This window comes from Oleiharenicola sp. Vm1 (assembly GCF_047777955.1).
Classification (GTDB): domain Bacteria; phylum Verrucomicrobiota; class Verrucomicrobiia; order Opitutales; family Opitutaceae; genus Didemnitutus.
This window is the reverse complement of record NZ_CP180537.1, coordinates 4,448,854-4,469,607: the sequence shown is the minus strand read 5'-3', so window position 1 is coordinate 4,469,607 and position 20,754 is coordinate 4,448,854. Positions and strand designations below refer to the sequence as shown.

At 70.2% G+C, this 20,754-nt stretch carries 18 protein-coding genes and 1 pseudogene; 13 read left to right on the top strand and 6 right to left on the bottom strand.

All coding sequences use genetic code 11. The features are described from left to right. Positions 1-42 precede the first annotated feature (42 nt). From ACMYLB_RS21350 to ACMYLB_RS21340, 3 genes are all read right to left on the bottom strand, one after another. Positions 43-822, bottom strand: a complete 780-nt coding sequence (locus ACMYLB_RS21350) for a hypothetical protein (protein ID WP_415908959.1) — start codon at positions 820-822, stop codon at positions 43-45. A gap of 97 nt (positions 823-919) precedes the next feature. Further along, entirely contained in the window at positions 920-1,651 is a 732-nt protein-coding gene (locus ACMYLB_RS21345) for a hypothetical protein (RefSeq protein ID WP_415908958.1), read from the bottom strand. Between the two features lie 174 nt (positions 1,652-1,825). Further along, positions 1,826-2,518: a trimeric intracellular cation channel family protein gene (locus ACMYLB_RS21340; protein ID WP_415908957.1), complete on the bottom strand. Its 693-nt coding sequence runs from the start codon at positions 2,516-2,518 to the stop codon at positions 1,826-1,828. Positions 2,519-2,676: 158 nt separating this feature from the next. Here ACMYLB_RS21340 and ACMYLB_RS21335 point away from each other — a divergent pair, with 158 nt between their 5' ends. The 6 genes from ACMYLB_RS21335 to ACMYLB_RS21310 all read left to right on the top strand — a co-directional run bounded on the left by ACMYLB_RS21335 (position 2,677) and on the right by ACMYLB_RS21310 (position 7,664). Beyond that, the gene (locus ACMYLB_RS21335) at positions 2,677-3,468 is read left to right on the top strand and encodes a YMGG-like glycine zipper-containing protein (protein ID WP_415908956.1); all 792 of its coding nucleotides are present in this window, start codon (positions 2,677-2,679) and stop codon (positions 3,466-3,468) included. A 29-nt stretch (positions 3,469-3,497) separates the two neighbouring features. After that, positions 3,498-4,130 (top strand): penicillin-binding protein activator LpoB, encoded by a 633-nt coding sequence (locus tag ACMYLB_RS21330; RefSeq protein ID WP_415908955.1) that lies wholly within the window; start codon positions 3,498-3,500, stop codon positions 4,128-4,130. A 39-nt stretch (positions 4,131-4,169) separates the two neighbouring features. Beyond that, entirely contained in the window at positions 4,170-4,796 is a 627-nt protein-coding gene (locus ACMYLB_RS21325; RefSeq protein WP_415908954.1) for a hypothetical protein, read from the top strand. 152 nt (positions 4,797-4,948) lie between these two features. Beyond that, positions 4,949-5,848 (top strand): YcfL family protein, encoded by a 900-nt coding sequence (locus tag ACMYLB_RS21320; protein WP_415908953.1) that lies wholly within the window; start codon positions 4,949-4,951, stop codon positions 5,846-5,848. A 16-nt stretch (positions 5,849-5,864) separates the two neighbouring features. Next, positions 5,865-6,836: a hypothetical protein gene (locus ACMYLB_RS21315; RefSeq protein WP_415908952.1), complete on the top strand. Its 972-nt coding sequence runs from the start codon at positions 5,865-5,867 to the stop codon at positions 6,834-6,836. Positions 6,837-6,965: 129 nt separating this feature from the next. After that, the gene (locus ACMYLB_RS21310; protein ID WP_415908951.1) at positions 6,966-7,664 is read left to right on the top strand and encodes a CAP domain-containing protein; all 699 of its coding nucleotides are present in this window, start codon (positions 6,966-6,968) and stop codon (positions 7,662-7,664) included. Between the two features lie 11 nt (positions 7,665-7,675). On the opposite strand, the gene ACMYLB_RS21305 is transcribed toward ACMYLB_RS21310, so the two are convergent. The 3 genes and pseudogenes from ACMYLB_RS21305 to ACMYLB_RS21295 all read right to left on the bottom strand — a co-directional run bounded on the left by ACMYLB_RS21305 (position 7,676) and on the right by ACMYLB_RS21295 (position 10,568). Beyond that, positions 7,676-9,223, bottom strand: a complete 1,548-nt coding sequence (locus ACMYLB_RS21305; protein WP_415908950.1) for a helix-turn-helix domain-containing protein — start codon at positions 9,221-9,223, stop codon at positions 7,676-7,678. 38 nt (positions 9,224-9,261) lie between these two features. Next, positions 9,262-10,063: pseudogene (locus ACMYLB_RS21300) on the bottom strand (SDR family oxidoreductase). 28 nt (positions 10,064-10,091) lie between these two features. After that, complete coding sequence (locus ACMYLB_RS21295) at positions 10,092-10,568, bottom strand: DUF4442 domain-containing protein (protein ID WP_415908949.1); 477 nt, start codon at positions 10,566-10,568, stop codon at positions 10,092-10,094. 168 nt (positions 10,569-10,736) lie between these two features. On the opposite strand from ACMYLB_RS21295, the gene ACMYLB_RS21290 reads away from it, so the two are divergent. The 7 genes from ACMYLB_RS21290 to ACMYLB_RS21260 all read left to right on the top strand — a co-directional run bounded on the left by ACMYLB_RS21290 (position 10,737) and on the right by ACMYLB_RS21260 (position 20,642). Next, a complete protein-coding gene (locus ACMYLB_RS21290; RefSeq protein WP_415908948.1) occupies positions 10,737-12,266 on the top strand; it encodes a phenylacetate--CoA ligase family protein in 1,530 nt (509 codons plus the stop codon). Beyond that, positions 12,263-13,552 (top strand): thiolase family protein, encoded by a 1,290-nt coding sequence (locus ACMYLB_RS21285; protein WP_415908947.1) that lies wholly within the window; start codon positions 12,263-12,265, stop codon positions 13,550-13,552. Before ACMYLB_RS21290 ends, ACMYLB_RS21285 begins: the two co-directional genes overlap by 4 nt. Positions 13,553-13,865: 313 nt before the next feature. Continuing rightward, positions 13,866-15,653 (top strand): 3-hydroxyacyl-CoA dehydrogenase NAD-binding domain-containing protein, encoded by a 1,788-nt coding sequence (locus tag ACMYLB_RS21280; protein WP_415908946.1) that lies wholly within the window; start codon positions 13,866-13,868, stop codon positions 15,651-15,653. A gap of 12 nt (positions 15,654-15,665) precedes the next feature. Next, entirely contained in the window at positions 15,666-16,625 is a 960-nt protein-coding gene (locus tag ACMYLB_RS21275) for an electron transfer flavoprotein subunit alpha/FixB family protein (protein WP_415908945.1), read from the top strand. A 70-nt stretch (positions 16,626-16,695) separates the two neighbouring features. Then, complete coding sequence (locus tag ACMYLB_RS21270) at positions 16,696-17,991, top strand: 4Fe-4S dicluster domain-containing protein (RefSeq protein WP_415908944.1); 1,296 nt, start codon at positions 16,696-16,698, stop codon at positions 17,989-17,991. After that, on the top strand, positions 17,988-18,833 hold the full coding sequence (locus ACMYLB_RS21265; protein ID WP_415908943.1) for a (Fe-S)-binding protein: 846 nt from the start codon (positions 17,988-17,990) through the stop codon (positions 18,831-18,833). Before ACMYLB_RS21270 ends, ACMYLB_RS21265 begins: the two co-directional genes overlap by 4 nt. 12 nt (positions 18,834-18,845) lie before the next feature. After that, positions 18,846-20,642: an acyl-CoA dehydrogenase family protein gene (locus ACMYLB_RS21260; protein ID WP_415908942.1), complete on the top strand. Its 1,797-nt coding sequence runs from the start codon at positions 18,846-18,848 to the stop codon at positions 20,640-20,642. Positions 20,643-20,754 lie beyond the last annotated feature (112 nt).

The window sequence follows — 20,754 nt, the reverse complement described above, 5'->3', positions numbered from 1 at the left end:
GCGAGCGGCCCGCCGACGGAGACGCGAAAAAGTCCGGACGGCTCAGAAGCGGTAACTGAGGCGCAGGCCGCCGCCGACGTCCGGGCTCGCGTCGGTGAAGCCCTTTTGCGCGTAAGCGAAGAGCCGCCAGCGGTCGGTGAGGTCGTGCGACACGGCCAGCGTCGCCTCGGTGCCGGCGTCGCCGCCGTCGACGACGCGCGAGCGCCAGTCGAGCGAGGCGGTGAGCACCGTGCGGTCGGAGGTGCGGAAGTGCGCGCCGCCGGAGCCGTAGGCGCCGTCGCGGAGCGGGTAGAGCGCGCTCGCGCCGAGGAAACGGTAGCCGCCCGCGACGAACGGCGTGACCGCGCCGAACGTGCGGTAGGCGGTCAGCTGGCCATAGTAGTCGGTCTTGCCGGTGCCGAGGCCGCGGTCGTCGTCGGCGGTCGGGAGCTTCACGCGGACCGTCGGATCGAGATGCCAGCCGGTGCCGAGCGGGTCGCCGCGGTAGGTGAGATCGGCGTAGACGTCACCGAGGCCGGATTCGGACGCGCTGGTCGGGCGGGTGAGACTGCCGGCGCCGCCGGTGAGCGCGGCGGCGGACGGGCCCTTGATCGTGAGCCACGACGTGAAGGCGCGGAAGACCCACGCCGGCGATTCGTAGGTGACCTCGAAGGGCACGGACGTGACGGTGGTGTCGGAGGCGAGGCCGTAGCTGCCGCGCGAGTAGTCGAAGCCGGTGCCGACGGTCGTGGTCGCCGGCGGCGGCGGGGGCGTGGCGGTCTGGGCGAGGAGGGCGCCGGCGAGCAGCGCGGCGGGAAGGAGGGCGAAGCGGAGCGTTTTCATGGTGTTTGGGCCGGGTGATCCGATCCGGCCGCCGGGGCGCGAGGGCCCCGGCGGCGGACCGGAAACGAGCCGCGGTGAGTTCCGAGGCGGGTGGCGGTCAGGATTTCGGCGCGCTGCTCGCGCTGCCGCTGGCGGCGGCGTCGGCGGCGATCACGGCGGTGGCGTAGGCGGAGTAGTCCTTCGCGAGCTGGGACTGCACTTCGCCCCAGGTGCTTTCCTTCGTCGCCTTCACGGAGGCGCGAAGCGAGGCGCGCAATTCCTTTTCCGTGGCGCGGACCTCGCGCATCGCGCGGGCGAACTCGGCGCGCGCGTGGTCGCCGGCGATCTCGGCGCGGGCTTTCGCCTCGGCCAGGGCCTGGGTGCTGGCGTCGATGCGGGCCTCGATCTGCGCCGAGAGCGACTCGCGCGCGTTGAAGGCGGTCTGGCGGATCGCGCCGGTCGTCTCCGCCGTGTTCACGGTGGCGTTGATGCCGTGCGTCGCGGCGACGTCGAGGCCGGCCGCGCCGCGGAGCTGGCCGGTGGCCGAGGCGTTGGCGCTGCCGACGACGGCGGGTTGGTGTGACGCGGACACGCTCGCGCCGACCGTGCCGGCGGTGGTCGCGGCGGCAGCGGCAGGCGGGAGGACCGGGGCGCGGACGGTGGCGGCGGTGGTCGCCGCGCTCTGGGCGGCGGCTGAGGCGGTCACCGCGGGCGGCGGCGGCGGGGGCGGCAGGGCCGGCCGGACCGTCGTGGCCGCATTGGCGGCACCATGGAGCAGCTGGGCCGAGGCGGACGCGGCGAGCGTCGTGGCCGAAGCGAGAGCGAGGAGGCAACGTAGCGTGGTATTCATGGTTGTTTCCTGGGTTGAGGTTCCGGGTTCGGCTCGTGCGACTGCCCCGTCGCGGACGAGGTTCGCTTCGTCCCGAAAATATTCCCGCTCATCCCGCGGAACCGCGGGGTCGTCGCGCCTGTAGCCCGGAAGTTCGGGGAAATTTCCGCAGGAAAATTCCGGCAGGGAAACCGCTCAGGCCGGCCCCGTCTGCTTGGCCGGGGGCGGCGGCGGATCGTCGTCGTTCTCGAAGATGCTGCCGGAGGAGACCGGCGCGGTGCGCCAGTTGAAGCGGATGGTGAGCGCGCGGAAGACGAAGGTCAGCACCACGGCGACGATCGCGGCCCGGTTGGCGGACAGCTCGAGGCTGGCGGTGCAAAACACGAACGTCACGGCGCCGGCGAGGGCGGTGAGCAGGTAGAACTGCCCGGGCTTGAACACCAGCGGCTCCTCGCGGCAGAGGAGGTCGCGCAGCACGCCGCCGCCCACGGCGTTGACGACGCCGACGAGGATCGCGGCCGGCGCCGACAGGCCGGCGTGGAGGGATTTTTGCACGCCGAAGGCCGCGTAGGCGCCGAGTCCGAGCGCGTCCACGATGGCGATGAGGCGGGCGAAATGGTGGATGCGCGAACCGAAGAGGATGCCGCAAAGCACGGCCGCACCGATGAGCTGGATGTAGCGCGGGTTGGTCAGGAGCGGGGTGGGACCCTGCGCGAGGAAAAGCCCGTCGCGCAGCACGCCGCCGCCCAGCCCCGTGACCAGCGCCAGCGCCAGCACGCCGACGATGTCGTAATGTCGCTTGATGCCGGCCAGCGCCGCGGACAACCCGAACGCGAAAGTCGCGCCGTAGTCGAAGAGCACGGGGAGATCGAAGGTGCCTCGGATCACGTTGGGCTAAGTGGTTGTTTTGTCGCGAAATCCAAGTAGCTTGCTCCGTTCGCCGGCGCAACTCCCGCCTGTGCCCTAAGGTTCCGGACGCTCGCCCGTTGATTCCCGGTGAAACACTTCCCTAGGGTATGTGTCCCACCCCTCGGCCCTCACCAACCATGAAAAAGTTCCTCGCCCTCGCTTTGCTCGGCGCGACCGCGTTGTCGCTGTCGGCGCAGACCTTTCGTCCCAATGCCGTCAACGGCGCCGTGCTCGGTGGCATCGCCGGGGCGGTGATCGGCAACAACAGCGGCAGCGGCAACGGCGGTAAGGGCGCGCTCATCGGCGCGGCCGCCGGGGCGGTGCTCGGCGCCGCGGCGGACGATGCGAACCATGCCGCCGGGCGCGGCGACGCCCGCACGCGCGTGCGCGTCGGCGTGGGCTACGGCGACTACGGCCATCGCGACTACCGGTCCCACGATCACGGCTATCGCCGCGTCGGCTACCGGCCCTACGGCTACTATTCCTATCCGCGCGCGACGGTCTGGCCGAGCAGCTACTGGGGTTACTACGACTACCCGCGCTACTCCTACGCCTACCCGAGCTACACCTACTACCCGAGCTACACCTACGGTTATTACGACACCGGCTACTACGGCAGCGGCGACAACGCCCTCGGCGGCGCGCTGCTCGGCGCCGGCCTCGGCGCGATCATCGGCAACAACAGCGGCAGCGGCAACGGCGCGCGCGGCGCCCTCTGGGGCGCGCTGGCCGGCGCGGTGATCGGATCGACCCGCGATGCCGCCGTCGACCGTCCGTATCGTCGCGTGCGCCCGGTGAGCTACTACCAGCCCGAGGTCGCGGCCGCCCAGCCGGCGGCGCAGCAACAGCCGCAGCAGGTGACGATCATCAACAATTACTACGGCAACTCGTCGCCGATGAGCAGCGCGAACTCCCTGTTCGGCCGCTGAGCGCTTCGTTTTCGTTTCACCAAGCACCCATGAACCCTCGTCTCCTCATTGTTTCCTCGTGCGCCCTCGGCGCGGCGTTCCTCGCCGGCTGCCAGCAGCCCTACGGCGGCGTCCAGAACCCGAACGGCGTCCCCGTCACGGAAATGCGCCCCGATGAACGCGGCTTCGTCGCCGGCACCGGCGTCGAGTCCCAGGACCTCGTCGCCGTCACCGACAAGATGTCGCGCGGCATCCTCGGCATCCCCGAGATCGCCGCCGCCAAGGTCACGCCCCGCGTGGTGCTCGAGCCGGTCGTCAACGAGACGCGCTTCCCGATCAACAAGGACATCTTCCTCACCCGCATCCGCTCGCAGCTGAACGAGAAGGCCGCCGGCCACGTGCGCTTCCTCGACCGCGAGATGATGAAGACCCTCGAGCGCGAGCGTGAGCTCAAGATGAGCGGCCAAGTCACCGCCAGCGCCGACCCCAACGTCGTCGAGTTCCGCGGCGCCGACTACTTCCTCACCGGCAAGCTCCAGAGCCTCACCACCCGCACCTCGCAGGGCGTGAGCGACTACGTGCTCTACACCTTCCGCCTCACCGACGCCCGCACCAGCGAGATCGTCTGGGAGAGCTCCGCCGAGATCAAGAAGCAGGGTCTCGAGGACGCGGCGTATCGTTGAGCGTGACGCACGGCGCTTTGCCGTGCTCACTTTCGCGCGATGTCGCGTCTCCGTTCCATCGGGCCACGGGCGCTCCTGCTCGTGGCCGTCCTCGTCACCCTCACCGGCTGCGTCGGCCCCGCGCTGCCCACCGACCAGCCGCTCGTCACCGACGACCCCAAGCTCGCCGGCACCCTCGTGCGCGACAAGGTCCTGTGGCAATACCGCCTCGGCCTCGCCGCCCTCCGCGCCGGCCGCGACGACGAGGCCAAGCAGCGCTTCGACGACGCCATCCTCACCATGGGCGGCATCCTCGCCGATCGCGCGGACGCCCAGCGCGCCCGCTCGCTCTGGTCGGGCGAGGAGCGCAAGACCTTCATCGGCGAGCCCTACGAGCGCGTCATGGCCTACTATTACCGCGCCATCCTCTACTGGCGCGACGGCGAGCCCGACAACGCCCGCGCCTGCTTCCGCTCCGGCCAGTTGCTCGACAGCGTCGCCGAGGAGGGCGACTACCGCGCCGACTACGTGCTGCTCGACTACCTCGACGGCCTCGCCAGCGCGAAGCTCGCGGCCGACGGCAGCGACGCCTTCGCCCGGGCGGAGAAGAGCGCCAGGCACCCGCTGCCCCCTACGATCCGCAGGCCAACGTCCTCGTCTTCGCCGAGTGGGGCCGCGGCCCGCTGAAGTTCGCCGACGGCACCTACGGCGAGAAGCTGCGCTTTTCCGATCCGCCGTCCGCCGCCACCAGCGCGCGCCTGCGCGTCGACGGGCAGACCGTCGCCCTCGCGCCGTGGGACGACCTCTACTTCCAGGCCACCACCCGCGGCGGCCGCGTGATGGACTACATCCTCGGCAACAAGGCCGTGTTCAAGGGCACGACCGACGTCGTCGGCGACGTGTCCCTCCTCGGCGCCGTTATCGCCCACAACGAGGCCGAGCGCAAACGCGCCGAAGGCGAGAGCGGCCGCGGCTCCGACCAAACGGCCCTGGCCCTCGCCGCCCTCGGCGCCTTCAGCAAGGTCCTTTCCGCCGCCACCGTGGCGCGCGCCGATATCCGCGCCTGGGACAACCTCCCGCGCTACCTCGGCTTCACCGCGCTGCGCCTGCGCGCCGGCGACCACGCCGCCGCGATCGAATACCTCGGCGCCGACGGCCGCGTCATCGAGGCCCACACCCGCGAATTTACGCTCCACGTCCCCGCCGCCGGCGACCGCGACACCGTCGTGTTTCTCAGCGAATTAGCAAAAACCCCGCCGCCGGGTGAACTTTCCCCGATGGCGCTGTCCAACATCTCAACACCAGACCGACCAGCCATGAACAACGTCAAGACGCCCCTCTGCCTCGCCGCGCTGACCGCCGCCGCGCTCCTCGCGGGCTGCCAGCACGAGCCCGGCCCGTTTCTGCCGCAGGACACCACGCGCTACACGCTCGAGAACACGGAGAAATTCGTGCTCATGGACCGTCCGACGCAGATCTCCGTCACCTGCACCGGCCTGCAGGAGCGCATCGGCGAGGACGGCCGGCTCGAGGTCGTGGCCAACGTCAAGAACCGCGAGAACCGCCGCATCCAGGTCCAGATCCGCTGCGTGTTCAAGGACGACGCCGGCTTCTCCACCGGCGACGAGACGCCGTGGCAGACGCTGATCCTCGGCGAGAACGCCACCGAGGCGATGCGCTTCGTCGCCCACACCAACGCGGCGCGCAAATACACCGTCGCCGTCCGCCAGGCGCGCTGAGCCGCGCCGTTGCACCATGAAAACCACCCTCGCTTTCCTCGCCCTCGCCGCCGGCGCCACCGCCGGGTTCGCGCAGAACCAGCCCGCCACCGCCGGCGAGCGCCCGCCGGTCGTCCAGCAGGTCCCCGCCGGCACGCCGCCCTCGCTCGCGCCGGCCGACAGCGGCCAGAAGCTCTACGCGCCCGAGAACCGCGCCATCATCCCGCCCGACCAGGCCCGCGCCGTGGTCGACAAGTTCGCCGAGGCCTACGCCAAGCTCGGCAAGCCCCGCCTGCTTTTCTACGTCAACCGCGAGCTCATCGACGCCAATTCCGGCCTCCGCCTGACCAAGCGCACCGAGCGCACCGAGGCCGACCGCGCCGAGACCAAGAGCGACGTCGACGCCGCCGCGCCGCAGGGCGCCCCGCAGGTGCAGGTCAACGTGAACGGCAGCGCCTCGTCCGTGCCCGCCGCCCCGCTCGGCCGCGGCACCACGACCGCCTCCAAGGAGCATGTCTCCGCCGAGAACACCTTCGAGGCCAAGGACGCCGCCAAGGAAACGCTCGCCGACCGGCAGACCGTGCGCGACGTCGAGCGCCTCTTCGGCCGGCCGTTCCGCGCCGCCGGCGCGTCGCTCGCCGACCAGCGCGTCGCCGCGGCCCTGATCGCCGACAAGCCCTTCGACCACTTCACCGCCTCCGGCAACGAGCAGGCGCGCAAGGACCGCGAGGCGCTCGGCAAGGTCGCCGATGTCGTCATCGAGGTGCTGATCTCCAGCCGCGAGGTGCTGCTGCCGAAGGTCTCCGGCGACCAGACGACCGTCGTGCCCGACATCCAGGCCACGGCGATCCGCCTCAGCGACTCCGCCATCATCGGCCAGGCCAGCTCGCGCGACGTGCTGGGCAAGGACCGCGACGCCGGCCGCATCGTCAACCGCTTCGATGTCCACGACATCGCCGAGGCCACCGCGCTCGCTCTGATGGAGGACATGGCCCTGGGCGGCAAGTAACCGCCCTGCCGCTCCGGCTCCCGGCCGCGCGTTCCCGCGCGGCCTTTTTGCGCCCGCGCCGCCGCGGCTCCTCCGCGCAGCGAGGCGGGAGTTTGACAGCCGGCCGAATCGCCGTCTTTTGCCGGTGCGATGTCGCTCGTCCACGCCTGCCGGATCCTCGCCCTCGTCCTCCTCGGCTTCGGGGCGGCCGGCGCGTCCGCCGCCGAGCCCGGCGATCCGATCCGGGCCGACGCGCTCGACGAAGCGCGGCTGGCGCGGGCGATCTTCGAGGAGACGAACCGGGTGCGGGCGCAGCTCGGCCTGAAGCCCTTCGGCGCCGAGCCGAAGCTCGACGACGCGGCCGGGACGCAGGCGCGGCTTGGCTCGGTGTTCCGCCCGCCGAGCCACACCAACCCCTTTCCGCTCATCGCCACGCCGCTCGACCGCGTGAAGTTCGCCGGGCTCGACCCCGAATACGTGGCCGAGAACATCGCGCGGATTCCCCTCTACGACCTGCCGCGGGGCACGGGCGTCTACCACCTGAAGAACGATCCGACGCTGCGCGAAACGAGCACCGGCCGGCCCGCTCGGGTTCACACCTACGAGAGCTTCGCGCGGGCCGTGGTCGAGGCCTGGATGAATTCGCCGGGCCACCGCGAAAACATCGTCAGCACGAAGCTGCGCTTCCTCGGTTGCGCGGTGAAGGCCTCGCGCAGCCAGGACGACATCGACATGATCTTCGCCGTGCAGGCGTTCTACACCCCGAAGGCGAAGCGCGCCGCCGCGTCGCCGCTGCCGGACAGCGTGCCGGCCCGCCGGGTGCCGGGCACGGCGCTACGGCGCATCTAGCGCCGCGCTCCTCAGCGCTCGACCTGGAGCTGCGCCAGCGCCGCGAGCTGCCGCGCGCGGCGGTCCTCGCGCTGGCGGATGAGGGCGGGCACGGCGCGCGACTCGCAGTCGGCGATGCCGCAGCGCTCGCAGGTGTCGCCCACGAGCGAGGTCGGCAACGTCGGGTCGTTCCAGAAGTTCACCGACTTCTTGAGCGCGTCGTTCATCACGAAGCCGAGGGTGACGCACGAGTTCATCTCGGGGTTGGCCGAGCGCGGGTGCGCGAGGGAGATGGAGAAATACTCGTCGTTGCTGGCGTAGAAGCGCGAGCGCTGGGCGCCGGCGACGATCAGCGCCGAGCCCTCGCGGGCGCGGCGGGCGTCGAGCTCGATCAGCGAGCGGAGCGAGACCCAGCGGCGGCAGTAGTGCTCGTTCACGCCCACGCTGTGCGTGCCGTGCATGCGCTGGTAGTGCAGCTCCTTGCCGATGCGCACGTCGGTGGTGCCGCGGGTGTGGTCGAAGCGCACGAAATACATCTGCTCCAGCCCGAAGAAGCGCGGCACGATCTGCGAGAGGCGGTGGAAGAACATCTCGGGCGTCGCCTGGTAGCGGCGGTTGATCGCGACGAGCATGTTGCCGTCCCACTGCGTGCGGGTGAAGAACTGGCGCAGGTCGGAGACGAGGAGGTGGCGGTCGAGCAGCATGGCGCCGGCGAAGTAGGAGGCGCGGAAATTGTTCAGCAGCTGGTCGAACGAGGCGACCTTCACGATCGGCGAGGTCGTCATCGGCTCGACCAGTCCCATCTCGCGGTAGCCGATCTCGCGGGCGAGGAGGAAGGCCTGCTGCCAGAGCGAGAGCCGGGAGTTGAGGAACATCCGCGGATGCTGGCTCTCGGCGCCGAAGGTCACGGCGCGCATGTCCTGCAGGTCGGGGCGCGCGGCGAGGGCCGCGTCGTCGATGGTGTAGCCGTGGCGCTGGGTGAGGTGCTCGCGGAGCCGGGCCAGGTCGGGGGTCTGGGTGCGCGCCCACTCGTGCTCCTTGCGGAACTTCTCCGCCGCGAGCTCGATGTCCTCGAAATAGTTCTGGTTCTGCTCGACGTAGGAGCGCATGGCCGCGAGCAGCAGGTGCTCGATCGTGACGTCGAAGCGGTGGGCGATCTTCACGAAGGTGTCGAAGAGCGCGCTGATCTTCTCCGGCGAGGCGGCCATCATCTCGAGCAGGCCGGTGGGGGTGAGGCCGAAGACCTCGAGCGGGATCTCCTCGAGCACGCCCGACTTCAGCACGCCCGAGAGCGGGTGCAGTTTCTCGCCGAGCTGAAGCGAGACGAGTTCGTCGTAGGTCGTGCCCAGCGCCTTGGCCAGGGCGAGGATCTTCTCGGGCTTGGGGTATTTTTTGCCCTTCTCGATCTCGTTGAGGTAGGAGATGGCGAGGTCGGCGCGCGCAGCGACGTCCTTGAGCGGGAGGCCCTTTTGCTTGCGCAGCTGGCTGAGCTTGAGGCCGAGGATGAAGCGGAGGTTCTGCTCGCTGGGCGGCGACTTGGCCGGGGCGGAGGAGGCGGAGGTTTCGGCGAGAGGGCGCATGGAAGGAAAGGGCGAGGGTGACGGGGAGAGCGGGGCGTTCAGGAGTCGAGAAAGAGGTCGGGGTAAAGCCGGTCGGCGTGCGCCGGGTCGGCGGCGTAGCGGGCGAAGTCGGTCGAGCCGCGCTCGCGCAGCAGGTCCTCGTCGAGCAGGCAGCGGCCGTTGAGCGAACCGTCGGCGGTGGTGAGGATGGCGAGGGCGGCGTCGGCCATGATGTCGGCGGTGCGGGAGAATTTCATCAGCTCGGCGCCGACGGCGAACTCGATCGCGGCGGTCGCGATCGTGGTGCGGGGCCAGAGCGTCGTCACGGAGATGCGGTCGCGGCCGACCTCGCCGGCCAGGCCCAGCGCGAGGAGCGTCATGCCGTATTTCGAGAGCGTGTAGGGCGCGTGCGGGGTGAGCCAGCGCGGGTTGAGATTGAGCGGCGGCGAGAGGCTGACGATGTGGCCGCCGCGGCCCGAGGCGCGGAGGAGGGGAGGGCGTTCTTGGCGCAGACGAAGAGCGCGCGGGCGTTGACCTCCTGCATGAGGTCGAAGCGCTTGACCGGCGTGTTCTCGACGTTGGTGAGCGAGATGGCGCCGGCGTTGTTCACCAGGGCGTCGAGGCGGCCGAATTTTTCCCCACCGCCGCGAAGGCGTCCTGCACCGCGATCTCGTCGCGCACGTCGAGCGGCAACGGCAGAGCCTCGCGGCCGAGCGCGCGCACCTCGTCCGCCACGGTGTGGATCGTGCCCGGGAGCTTCGGGTGCGGCTCGACGGTCTTGGCCGCGATGACGACGTGGGCGCCGGCGCGGGCGGCGGCGAGGGCGATGGCGCGGCCGATGCCGCGGCTGGCGCCGGTGATGAAGACGACGTGGTCGGCGAGGGGGCGGTCATCGGGCGAAGACGAGTTCTTCCATCGGGGCTTCGTGCGCGCCGCGGCGCTTGATGTGCACCGTGAGCGTGAAATGCGCGGCGACCTCGCCGGCCTGGTCGGCGAGGTTGAGGGTAAAGACGCGGTCGAGCTTGGACGCGTGCCGCAGCGCCTCGCGCATCTCCTCCAGCTCGTGCTTGCTCACGCGCGCGTGGGCGAAGAGGTCGCCGCGGCCGGGGCGCTTGAAGTCGATCTGTGCGGACTTCATCCACACGTGGTAGTCCGGCCCGAGGTGGGCGGCGACGATGACGGCGTGCAGCGGGTCGACCGCCGCATACATGGCGCCGCCGTAGATCGTGCCGTGGAGGTTGCGGGTGGAGCGGTTCAGCGGCAGGCGCACGGTGATCTCCCGGAAGTCCTCTGCGATGTGCACGACCCGCGCGCCCGACTGGCGGTAGGCCGGGTAGCGGTTGAAGCGCCACCGGAGGAGTTTCATTTTCAGGGATTCGGCCATGCGGGCGGGGAGGGCGGGCAAATTGTTACGCTTGGAGCGAACCGTCCAGAAAGTTTTCGTCAATGGCGAATTTTCGCTTGCACACGATAAACGGCTACACAAGGTGCGCTTGCAAATTACCCCTGACGCGCGCTTCGGCGCCGTTCCGCTATGTCCACCCCCTCCCTGACCAAGCACTGGCATTGTCTCGATCGGGAGCGCACGCGCGCGCTCCAGGGCGAGAAGTTGCACCGCTACCTGCGCGATTGCGTGCTGCCGTTCTCGAGCCACTACCAGCGCGTCTTCGCCCAGGCCGGCCTGACCGCGGACGCCGTCCGCACGCTCGACGACCTCGCGAAACTGCCCTTCACCACCAAGGAAGACCTCCTGCCCACGCCGGACAACCCGCGGCGCGCGCTCGACTTCGTGCTCAAGCCCGACCCCGCGGTCCTGCGCCGGCGCCCGGCGACCATCCTGCGCGCCCTCCGGCGCGGCCCGGCGCGCGCCAAGGAGGAGCTCGAACGCGAGTGGCGGCCGACGTTCATGACGGCCACGACCGGCCGCTCGACCGAGTCGGTCGCGTTTCTCTACACCCAGCACGACATCGCGCACCTCGGGATCGGCAGCGGCCGCATCGCCGACCTCGGCGGCCGCACCGCCGAGGACCGGATGCTGAACATGTTCCCCTTCGCGCCGCACCTGGCGTTCTGGTATATGTTCTACTCCGGGATCGACCGGAACATCTTCTGCCTCTCCACCGGCGGCGGCAAGGTCATGGGCACCGAGGGCAATCTCCGCGCGATGCAGAAGATCCGCCCGACCGTCATCACCGGCATGCCGACCTTCCTCTACCACGTGCTGAGCGAGGCGGTGAACGAGGGCCTGCGCGTCGAGGGCATCAAGTGCGTGCTGCTCGGCGGCGAGAAAGTCGCCGAGGGCACGCGCCGCAAGCTCGCCGAGCTGTGCGCGCAGATCGGTTCGCCCGACGTCGTCGTGGTGGCCACCTACGGCTTCACCGAGGCGAAGCTGGCCTGGGCCGAGTGCCCGTTCACGCCCGGGCACACCCCGCCGGGCTACCACCTGTTTCCCGACCTCGGCATCTTCGAGGTCGTCGATCCGGAGACCGGCCGGACCGTGCCCGACGGCACCGGCGGCGAGCTCGTCTACACGCCGCTCGAGCAGCGCGGCACCGTCGTCCTCCGCTACCGCACCGGCGACTTCATCGAGCACGGCCTCACCTACGAGCCCTGTCCGTATTGCGGCCGACGCATGCCGCGGCTGATGGGCCGCATCTCGCGCGTCTCCGACTTCCGCGCGCTGCGCTTCCAGAAGATCAAGGGCACGATCATCGACTTCAACGAGCTCGAGCACGCCCTCGACGACCTCCGCACCATCGGTTCCTGGCAGATCGAGATGCGCAAGGTGAACGACGACCCGCTCGACCTCGACGAGATCCACCTCCACGTCACCCGCGCCAGCGACCTGCCCGAGGAGGCGCTGCGCACCCAGATCAGCAACCTGCTGCACTCGCACTTCGAGATTCGGCCCAACAAGATCGTCTTCCACACCGCCGAGGAGATGCGCATCCTCCAGAAGGTCGGCGTCGCGCTCAAGGAACAGAAGGTCGTCGACCACCGCCCCAACGGCAACGCCGCCCCGCACCAGCCGCCGCCGGCCCGCCTCCAACCCGCCAAGCCATGAAAGAACCGCTCTACATCGTCGACGGCGTGCGGACGCCGTTCGCCAAGATGGGCACGACGCTCGCCGCCTGCGACGCCGCCGAACTCGGCCGCACCGCCACCGCCGCGCTCCTCGCCCGCACCGGCCTCGACCCCGCGCTGATCGACGAGGTCGTCTTCGGCTGCGTGGGCAATCCCGTCGACGCCGCCAACGTCGCCCGCGTCATCGCCCTGCGCGCGGGCATCCCCGAGTCCGTGCCGGCCATCACCGTCTCGCGCAACTGCGCCTCCGGCTTCGAGGCCATCACGCAGGCGGCCGACAAGGCCGCCGCCGGCCGCGGCGACATCTTCCTCGTCGGCGGCGCGGAGAGCATGACCAACTACCCGCTGATCTACAACGAGGGCGCCGTGAGAAAATTCGCCGCCCTCGGCAAAGCGAAGTCGCTCGGGCAAAAGCTCGCCGCCTTCGCTGCGTTCCGCCCGAAGGACCTTTTCGCTCCGAGGATCGCGCTCATGCTTGGCCTGACTGATCCGGTCTGCGGCCTCGGCATGGGCCAGACCGCCGAGCTGCTCGCGCGGGACTTCAAGCTCTCGCGCGAGGCGCAGGACGAGTTCGCCATGCGCTCGCATCAGAAAGCCGAGGCCGCCCGCGCGAAATTCAAAGACGAGATTACGCCCGTTTACCCGCGCAAGGGCAAGGAACCGGTCGCGGTCGACGCCGACAACGGCATCCGCGACGGCCAGACGATGGAGGCGCTCGGCAAACTGAAAGCCGTCTTCGAAAAACGCGGCGGCACGGTCACCGCGGGCAACGCCTCGCAGGTCACCGACGGCGCCGTGGCGCTGCTCGTCGCCACCGAGGCGGGCGTCAAACGCCTCGGCCTCGCGCCGCTGGGACGGCTCACCGGCTTCGCCTACGCCGGCTGCGAGCCGGCGCGCATGGGACTCGGCCCCGTCTACGCCATGGCCAAGGCCGAAAGGCTCACCGGCCTCACGCTCGCCGACGCCGACCTGATCGAGATCAACGAGGCCTTCGCCGCGCAGGTGATGGCCTGTTGTGCCGCGGCGGCGTCCGACGACTACGCCCGCCAACACCTCGGCCGCGACCGCGCGCTCGGGGTCATTCCGCCGGAGAAACTCAACGTCAACGGCGGCGCCATCGCGCTCGGCCACCCGGTCGGCGCCTCCGGCGCGCGCCTGGCGCTGACCGCGCTGCAGGAACTGAAACGCCGCCACGCGAAACGCGCCCTCGTTTCGCTCTGCGTCGGCGGCGGACAGGGCGGGGCACTCTGGCTGGAGGTCGCATGAGCAACATCACCCTCACCTTCGAGCGCGACGGCATCGCCACGCTCAGCTTCGATCGGCCGGGTTCCACGGCCAACGTCTTCGACGTCGCGACGCTGCACGAGCTCGACGGCCACCTCGCCGCGCTCGAGCGGCGCGGCGACTTGCAGGGCGTCGTGCTCGTCAGCGCCAAGCCGAAGATCTTCATCGCCGGCGCCGACCTGAACGCCTTTTCCGGCGCCACGGTCGCGCAGCTCGGCGACATCGTCGATCTCGGCCATCGCGTCTTCCGCCGCCTCGAGGCGCTGAAGTTCCCTCCGTCGCCGCCATCAACGGCGTGTGCCTCGGCGGCGGCTGCGAGCTTGCGCTGGCGTGCGACTGGCGCGTCGCCTCGACCGACAAGTCGACGAAGATCGGCCTGCCCGAGACGCAGCTCGGCATCCTGCCCGCCTGGGGCGGCTCGGTCCGCCTGCCGCGGCTCATCGGCCTGCCGCAGGCGCTGGGCATCATTCTCACCGGCAAGCAGCTCGTCGCCGCCCAGGCGCAGAAGACCGGCCTGGTCGACGACGTCGCGCATCCCGAATACCTTGTCGCCGCCGCGCGCCGGCAGCTCGCCCGCGGCAAGCGCCCGACGCCGTCGCCCTCGGGCCTGATGAACTCCGCGTTGTTGCGCCCGCTCGTCGTGCGCCGGGCGCGCCGGGAGGTCCTCGCGAAGACGCGCGGCCACTATCCCGCGCCGCTCAAGGCCCTCGACGCCGCCGTCGGCGCGCTCGGCCAGCCGCTCGAGTCCGCGCTCGCGATCGAGAAGGCCGCGTTCCTCAGCCTCGTGCAGACGCCCGAGTGCCACAGCCTGATGAGCATCTTCTTCCTCCAGGAGCGGGCCAAGAAGCTGAAGGCGGCCGCCGCCGACGGCGCCGCGCGGCCGGTGCAGCGCGTGGCGGTGATCGGCGCCGGCGTCATGGGCGCCGGCATCGCGCAGTGGACCAGCGCGCGCGGCTATCCGACCTTGCTCAAGGACGTCGCGCCCGAGGCGCTGGCCAAGGGACTCAAGTCCGCGGAGAAGATCGTCCAGGACGGCGTGAAGCGGAAAAAACTCACGCCCGCCGAGGCCACCGCCGCGCTCGATCGCATCACGCCCGTGCATACCGACGTGCCGCTCGCGGGGGTCGACCTGGTCATCGAGGCCGCCGTGGAGAAGCTCGAGCTGAAGCAGAAGATCTTCGCCCAGCTCGAGCAGCGCGCCGGTCCCCGGACGATCCTCGCCACCAACACCTCGGCGCTCTCGATCGACGCCATCGCCGGCGGGCTCGCCGATCCGACGCGCGTCGTCGGCATCCATTTCTTCAATCCCGTCCATCGCATGCAGCTGGTCGAGATCGTCCGCGGCCCGCGCACTTCGCCCGCCGCGCTCGACACGGCGCTCTCGTTCGTGAAGGCGATCGGCAAGCTCCCCGTGCTCGTGCAGGACAGCCCCGGCTTCCTCGTGAACCGCATCCTGCTCCCCTACATGGTGGAGTCGGTGCGGCTGTTCAACGAGGGTGTCGACGTCCCGCGGCTCGACCGGATCATGCTCGATTTCGGCATGCCGATGGGCCCGCTGCGCCTCACGGACGAGGTCGGGCTCGACGTCGCGCAGCACGTCGCCGTCGACCTCCAGAACCGCCTGGCCAAGCCAGTCCCGATCAACGACACGCTCGCGCAGATGATCGCGAAGGGCTGGCTGGGCAAAAAAACGGGCACCGGCTTCTACGTTTTCCCGAAGGAGAAAGGTGCGAAGGAGTCGCCGAACGGCGGCCTCGCGTTCCTCCAGGCCGGCGGCAAGGGCCGCGCGCAGGACGACGCGACGCTGCGCGACCGGATGGTGCTCGTGATGGTCAACGAGGCCGCACGCTGCCTCGAGGAAGGCGTCGTCGCCGCGCCGGAGGACGTGGACTTCGGCATGATCTTCGGCACCGGCTGGGCGCCGTTCCGCGGCGGCCCGCTGCGCTACGCCGACACGCGCGGAGTAGCGGACGTTGTAGCCCAGCTACAGAAACTTCAAACGGAGGTGGCGCCGTATTTTGAGCCGTGCGCGAAGCTGCGTCATATGGCCCAATCGCAGGCCCGCTTCTACCCCTCCCGCTGACTTCCCTCCACGATGTCTCACACTCTCGTCATTGCTGAACACGATCAGGGCACCCTCAAGACGGCGAGCCTCGCGGCCGCCGCCGCCGCGCAGAAGGCCGGCGCGCCCTTCGACCTGCTCCTCCTCGGCTCCGGTGTCGCCGCCGCCGCCGAGGCGCTGCGCCGCGCGGGCGCCGCCACGGTGCTCGTCGCCGATCACGCCGACCTCGCGCAGCCGCTGGCCGACCGCTACGCCGCCGTCATCGCCGCCGTCGTCCGCGCGCGCGGCGCCAAGCTCGTGCTCGCCGCCGTCTCGACCTTCACGAAGGACGTGCTCCCGCGCGCCGCCGCCCTGGTCGACGCCGCGATGGTCAGCGACGTCGTCGGTCTCGAAGGCACCGCGGGCGCCCTGACCTTCCGCCGCGTGATGTTCGCCGGCAACGTCGTCGCCACCGTCCAGCTCGAGGGCGACATCCAGTTCGCCACCGTGCGCAGCGCGGCATTTGCCGCCGCGGCCCCGACGGACGCGCCGTCGCCCGTCGAGGCCGTCGCCGTCGACGCCGCGCAGCTCCCGCGCTTCGCCACCTTCGAGGCCCGCGAGGTGAAGAAGAGCGCGCGGCCCGACGCCACCGAGGCGCGCATCATCGTCTCCGGCGGCCGCGCGTTGAAGAGCGCCGAGGATTTCGAGCGCCTCGTCGGCGGCTTGGCCGACACGCTCGGCGCCGCCGTCGGTTCGTCGCGCGCGCTGGTCGACGCCGGCATCACGCCGAACTCCCTCCAGATCGGCCAGACGGGCAAGATCGTCGCGCCCGAGCTCTACCTCGCGGTCGGCATTTCCGGCGCCATCCAGCACATGGCCGGCATGAAGGACACGAAGATCATCGCCGCGATCAACAAGGACGCCGAGGCGCCGATCTTCGAGGTCGCCGACTACGGCCTCGTCGCCGATGTCTACGAGGCGGTGCCGGAACTGATCCAGAAGCTGAAGCAGTGATGCGGCGTTCCACCCCCAGCATTCGCGCGCAAATTTGTAGGACGACCCCGCCCTGCACCTTTCCGATCGCATGACTCCCACCCGCGAGACCTTCGGCAACATCCCGCTGTCGTCGCAGCTGGCGTTCTACGCGCTCGCGGCGGCAACGATGGGCGTGTTCGCCTGGGGGGTCTGGCGCCGCGTGAAGCTTTGGCGCCTCGGCACGTCGATCAACGCGCACGATCTCGTCGTCGGCAGCCTGGCCGAGGTGTGGAAGAAGATCCGCCCCGGCGCCGCGCGCGCGGCGGTCGAGGCCGGTGCCCAGCAGCGCGTGCGCGGCCACGGCTTCGGCACGGTGGCGCATGTCAGCCTCTACGTCGGTTTCATGGCGCTGTTCGCCGGCACGGTGCTGCTCGAGGCCGACAACGTGCTCTCGCATCTCTGGCACGGCCTGAAGTTCCACCAGGGCGCCTATTACGTCGCCTACGAGTTCACGCTCGACGTGCTCGGCCTGCTCTTCCTGCTCGGCACGCTGGCCTTCCTCGCGCGCCGGCTGCGCCGGCCGTCCGCACTCGGCCACCGCGCGACCGATTGGTATGTGCTGCTGGCCTTCCTCGCCATCGGCGTGACGGGCTACCTCGTCGAGGCGCTGCGCCTCCTCTGGCAGCAACCGTCGGGGATCGGCGCGCATTGCTCGCCGGTCGGCCTGTGGCTGGCGGGCTGGCTCCACCTGGGCGAGGCCGAGGCGCGGCACTCCCACTTCATCGTGTGGTGGATCCACTCGGTGCTCGTCTTCGGCTTCATCGCGTCGATCCCGTTCACGCGATTGTTCCATTTCGTCGCGGGCCCGCTCAACCTCTTCCTGACGAAATCGGTCATGGGCGTGATGCCGCCGGTGACGATGGAGGAGGTCGAGGCGACCGGCCGCGTCGGTCCGGCCGACATCCGGCATTTCTCCCAGCAACAGCTCCTCAGCCTCGACGCCTGCATGGAGTGCGGGCGCTGCGAGGAGGTCTGCCCGGCCTTCGCCACCGCGAAACCCCTCTCGCCCAAGCGCGTGGTGCAGGACCTGAAGGGCGCGATGGAGAAAACCGCCGCGGCGCTCGCCGCCGGCCGGGAAGCCGACGTGCCCCCGCTGCACGAGGCGACGATCGCGGCGGAGACGCTCTGGAGCTGCACCGCGTGCAACGCCTGCGTCAACACCTGCCCCGTGCGCGTCGACCAGCTCACCTTCATCCTCACGCTGCGCCGTCACCTCGTCGCCGAGGGCGGACTCAGCGGCACCGCTGCCACCGCCCTGCGCCGCATGCAGTCGAACGGCAATCCCTGGGGCCTGCCCGCCGCCGAGCGCACCGCCTGGACCGACGCGCTGAAACCGAAATCATGACCCCGCCCGCCGATCTTCCCGCCGCCCCGACCGTGAAGGAGAACCCGTCCTTCGAGATCCTCTACTGGGTCGGCTGCGCCGCGTCCTACGACCGCCGCGCCCAACGCATCGCCCGCGCGATGGTGCGCCTGCTCCGGCACGCCGGCGTGAACTTCGCCATCCTCGGCAAGGAGGAGAAATGCACCGGCGACTCCGCGCGCCGCCTCGGCGACGAGTTTCTCTTCCAGGAGCTCGCCACGGCCAACATCGAGACGCTGAACAAATACCACGTGAAGCGCATCGTGGCGCACTGCCCGCATTGCGTGAACGCGCTGCTGAAGGATTACGCGCAGTTCGGCGGCCACTACGAGGTCGTCCACCACACTCAGCTCCTCGCCGAGCTGATCCGCGCGGGGAAACTGCCCGCCGCGCCGGAAACCAAAGTCCGTAATACGGACTCTTTGTCCGGAGCGGTCACTTACCACGACCCCTGCTACCTCGCCCGGGTGAACGGCATCCACGAGGCGCCGCGCGAAGTGCTCGCCACCGCGATCGGCGGCCAGTCGCTCTGCGAAATGAAGCGCAACCGCGCCGGCACGTCGTGCTGCGGCGCCGGCGGCGGCCGCATGTGGATGGAGGAGGACCCGAAGCAGCGCGTCTCCACCCAGCGTGCCGGCGAGGCCCTCGCCACCGGCGCCAAGACCGTGGCGACCGGCTGCCCCTTCTGCCTCACGATGATGTCCGACGGCGTCGCCGCGAACAACGGCGAGGCGCGCGTCCTCGACATCGCCGAGCTGCTCGTCGAGCGCCTCGGCCTGAATCCGCCCGCGGCGCACGCGCCCGCGGCCCCGGCCCCTTCTTAACCCCCGCTCCCCATGGCTGAAAAAGAACTCCCGGCGCACCTCATCGGTGGCAATTTTCTCTTCACCGACACCAAGCCCGAACTCGTCTTCACCCCCGAAGACCTCGGCAGCGACGAGCGCGAGATGGCCGCGACCGCCGAGAAGTTCATGGACAAGGAAGTCTTCCCGCAGCTCGAGGCGCTCGAGCACCGCGAGGAAGGCCTCGCCCGCAAGGTCTTCACCCAGGCCTGCGAAATCGGCCTGCTCGGTCTCGAGGTGCCGGAGCAATACGGCGGCCTCGGCGTCGGCAAGGTCGCGGCCATCGGCGTCGCCGAGCAGCTGAGCCGCCTCGCCGGCTTCGGCATCACCTGCGGCGCGCACAGCGGCATCGGCACCGGCCCGATCACGTTCTTCGGCAACGACGCGCAGAAGGCGAAATACCTCCCCAAGCTCGCCAGCGGCGAGTGGATGGCCGCGTATTGCCTGAGCGAGGCCGGCTCCGGCTCCGATGCGCTGGGCATGAAGACCAAGGCCGTGCTCTCGCCGGATGGGAAACATTACATCCTCAACGGCGCGAAAATGTGGATCACCAACGCCGCCTGGGCGGACGTGTTCGTGATCTTCGCCAAGGTCGACGGCGAGCACGTCACCGCGTTCATCGTCGAGAAGACCTTTCCCGGCGTCTCCACCGGCCGCGAGGAGCACAAGCTCGGCCTCAAGACCTCGTCCACGCGCCGGGTCATCCTCGAGGACACGCCGGTGCCGGTCGAAAACGTCCTCGGTGAGGTCGGCAAGGGCGCCTACATCGCGTTCAACATCCTCAATCTCGGCCGCTTCTCGCTCGGCGCCGGCACGATGGGCGGCGCGAAGGACATGCTGCGCACCGCGGTGAAATACGCCGGCGAGCGCCAGCAGTTCGGCAAGCCGCTCGTCAGCTTCGGCCTCATCCAGCACAAGCTCGGCGAGATGGCCGCGCGCATCTACGCGATCGAGTCCGCGCTCTACCGCACGGCGAGGCAGATGGACGACGTCAAGGCCACCGGCGAGCTCGTCACCACGATCAAGCCCGGCTACTTCCGCGCCATCGAGGAGTTCGCGCTCGAGTGCTCGGCCGTCAAGGTCGCGGGCTCGGAGATCCTCACCTTCGTGGCCGACGAGGCGCTGCAGATCCACGGCGGCTACGGCTTCACCGAGGAGTTCGCCCCCGCCCGCGCCACGCGCGACGCGCGCATCAACCGCATTTTCGAGGGCACGAACGAGATCAACCGCCTCTTCATCCCGACCAATCTCCTGCGCCGCGCGGCGAAGGGTAAGCTCGCGCTGATGGCGGCGGCGATGGCCGCGTTCGCCGAGGCGCAGAAGGAGCCGCCCGCGGAAAAAGCCGGCGACGACCTCGCCACCGCGCAGTTCCTCCTCGGTCGCGCGAAGAAGGCCGTGCTGCTGCTCTTCGGCGGCGCGCACCAGAAGTTCGGCGACAAGCTCATCCACGAGCAGGAGGTCCTCGCCGTGCTCAGCGACCTCTGCATCGACCTTTTCCTCGGCGAAAGCGCCGTGCTCCGCGCGCTGAAGGCCCGCGCCCGCGGCGGCGCCGCCGCGGCGGTGCACGCCGACCTCGCGCTGACCTGGGTGAACGACTCCGTCGCTCGCATGGAAAACCGTGCGCGCGACGCCATCGCGCACATGGCCACCGGCGACGAGCTGAAGCTGCAGCTCGGCCTCGCCCGCAAGATGCTGCGCTGGACGCCGCTCGACACCGTCGCCATGCGCCGCCGCCTCGCCGCCCGTCTCCACGCCGTCGGCAGCTACCCGGCGCTGCTCGCCGCCAAATGATTCCGACGAGCAGCATTCGTCGTTTCACCGTTGGCGCGGCGGTAGGGGCCGTTGCCCTCAACGGCCCTCGGCAGCGCCGTCCGCAGCGAGCGCAGGGCGCTTGAGGGCAGGC

Coding starts and splice junctions, on each gene's coding strand:
- ACMYLB_RS21275 (WP_415908945.1), top strand. CDS start 15,666: ATGTCTCACACTCTCGTCATTGCTGAACACGATCAGGGCACCCTCAAG.
- ACMYLB_RS21350 (WP_415908959.1), bottom strand. CDS start 822: ATGAAAACGCTCCGCTTCGCCCTCCTTCCCGCCGCGCTGCTCGCCGGC.
- ACMYLB_RS21290 (WP_415908948.1), top strand. CDS start 10,737: ATGTCCACCCCCTCCCTGACCAAGCACTGGCATTGTCTCGATCGGGAG.
- ACMYLB_RS21345 (WP_415908958.1), bottom strand. CDS start 1,651: ATGAATACCACGCTACGTTGCCTCCTCGCTCTCGCTTCGGCCACGACG.
- ACMYLB_RS21335 (WP_415908956.1), top strand. CDS start 2,677: ATGAAAAAGTTCCTCGCCCTCGCTTTGCTCGGCGCGACCGCGTTGTCG.
- ACMYLB_RS21315 (WP_415908952.1), top strand. CDS start 5,865: ATGAAAACCACCCTCGCTTTCCTCGCCCTCGCCGCCGGCGCCACCGCC.
- ACMYLB_RS21310 (WP_415908951.1), top strand. CDS start 6,966: ATGTCGCTCGTCCACGCCTGCCGGATCCTCGCCCTCGTCCTCCTCGGC.
- ACMYLB_RS21285 (WP_415908947.1), top strand. CDS start 12,263: ATGAAAGAACCGCTCTACATCGTCGACGGCGTGCGGACGCCGTTCGCC.
- ACMYLB_RS21295 (WP_415908949.1), bottom strand. CDS start 10,568: ATGAAACTCCTCCGGTGGCGCTTCAACCGCTACCCGGCCTACCGCCAG.
- ACMYLB_RS21260 (WP_415908942.1), top strand. CDS start 18,846: ATGGCTGAAAAAGAACTCCCGGCGCACCTCATCGGTGGCAATTTTCTC.
- ACMYLB_RS21325 (WP_415908954.1), top strand. CDS start 4,170: ATGTCGCGTCTCCGTTCCATCGGGCCACGGGCGCTCCTGCTCGTGGCC.
- ACMYLB_RS21265 (WP_415908943.1), top strand. CDS start 17,988: ATGACCCCGCCCGCCGATCTTCCCGCCGCCCCGACCGTGAAGGAGAAC.
- ACMYLB_RS21270 (WP_415908944.1), top strand. CDS start 16,696: ATGACTCCCACCCGCGAGACCTTCGGCAACATCCCGCTGTCGTCGCAG.
- ACMYLB_RS21330 (WP_415908955.1), top strand. CDS start 3,498: ATGAACCCTCGTCTCCTCATTGTTTCCTCGTGCGCCCTCGGCGCGGCG.
- ACMYLB_RS21320 (WP_415908953.1), top strand. CDS start 4,949: ATGGACTACATCCTCGGCAACAAGGCCGTGTTCAAGGGCACGACCGAC.
- ACMYLB_RS21305 (WP_415908950.1), bottom strand. CDS start 9,223: ATGCGCCCTCTCGCCGAAACCTCCGCCTCCTCCGCCCCGGCCAAGTCG.